The sequence below is a fragment of the Brevundimonas sp. GW456-12-10-14-LB3 genome (assembly GCF_059424365.1).
Genome location: NZ_JBWKZJ010000068.1, coordinates 4,187 through 5,701, shown reverse-complemented (window position 1 = coordinate 5,701; position 1,515 = coordinate 4,187). Strand labels below are relative to the sequence as shown.

Annotated in this window: 1 rRNA gene and 1 other annotated feature (1 of these 2 running past the window's edge); the gene reads right to left on the bottom strand. The window is 54.9% G+C overall.

Annotated elements, in window-relative coordinates:
* Positions 1–29: 29 nt before the first annotated feature.
* Positions 30–144 (bottom strand): 5S ribosomal RNA (rrf, locus tag AC07XS_RS15630).
* Positions 145–231: 87 nt separating this feature from the next.
* Positions 232–1,515, bottom strand: a sequence feature (mutual gap in cmsearch alignment for this rRNA model is longer than 100); it runs 1,601 nt beyond the window's last position.

The following is a 1,515-nucleotide window of genomic DNA, read 5'->3' as shown; positions in this document are numbered from 1 at the left end:
TTTTTCATCATCGGCTGTCCGCCTGGTAGACCCGGCGGCGACCTACTCTCCCGCGCCTTGAGACGAAGTACCATTGGCTCTGGAGGGCTTAACGACCGAGTTCGGAATGGGATCGGGTGGGGAACCTCCGACATAGCCACCAGGTCAACGAGGCGGACAGCGGATGATGAGAAGACATTGTCGTGACGATCATCGGGTCATTGATGATCATCGAATGAGTTTTGCTGAGAAACGATCAAACCGATCGGATTATTAGTACCAGTAAGCTTCACGCGTCGCCGCGCTTCCACACCTGGCCTATCAACGTGGTAGTCTTCCACGATCCTCAGCGAAGCCTTGTTTTGAGGTTAGTTTCCCGCTTAGATGCTTTCAGCGGTTATCTATTCCATACTTAGCTACCCTGCTGCACAGCTGGCGCCATGACAGGTACACCAGAGGTATGTCCATCCCGGTCCTCTCGTACTAGGGACAGATCCTCTCAAGCTTCGAACACCCACGGCAGATAGGGACCAAACTGTCTCACGACGTTCTGAACCCAGCTCACGTACCACTTTAAATGGCGAACAGCCATACCCTTGGGACCTGCTCCAGCCCCAGGATGTGATGAGCCGACATCGAGGTGCCAAACTTTGCCGTCGATATGGACTCTTGGGCAAAATCAGCCTGTTATCCCTAGAGTACCTTTTATCCGTTGAGCGATGGCCCTTCCACTCGGGACCACCGGATCACTATGGCCGACTTTCGTCTCTGCTCGACTTGTCAGTCTCGCAGTCAGGCGAGCTTATGCCATTGCACTCGACGAGCGATTTCCGACCGCTCTGAGCTCACCATCGCGCGCCTCCGTTACACTTTGGGAGGCGACCGCCCCAGTCAAACTACCCACCACGCCATGTCCCGGGACCGGATAACGGTCCTCGGTTAGACGTCAACGACAGTAAGGGTGGTATTTCAAGGACGACTCCACCAGAGCTGGCGCCCCGGTTTCATAGTCTCCCACCTATCCTACACATACGGTCGCTAACGCCAAGGCGAAGCTATAGTAAAGGTTCATAGGGTCTTTCCGTCTGACCGCGGGAACCCCGCATCTTCACGGGGAATTCAATTTCACTGAGCCTGTGCTGGAGACAGTGGGGAAGTCGTTACGCCATTCGTGCAGGTCGGAACTTACCCGACAAGGAATTTCGCTACCTTAGGACCGTTATAGTTACGGCCGCCGTTTACCTGGGCTTCAGTTCGGAGCTTTCACTCCTCCCTTTAACCTTCAGGCACCGGGCAGGCGTCAGACCCTATACGTCGCATTGCTGCTTCGCAGAGCCCTGTGTTTTTGCTAAACAGTCGCTACCCCCTGGCTTGTGCCACTCAGTCCTGGTTGCCCAGGGTGAGTCACGCTTATTCCGAAGTTACGCGTGCAATTTGCCGAGTTCCTTCAGCACAGTTCTCTCAAACGCCTTGGTATGCTCTACCTGACCACCTGTGTCGGTTTCGGGTACGGTCTCTGCTGGAGTTATTTCCTGG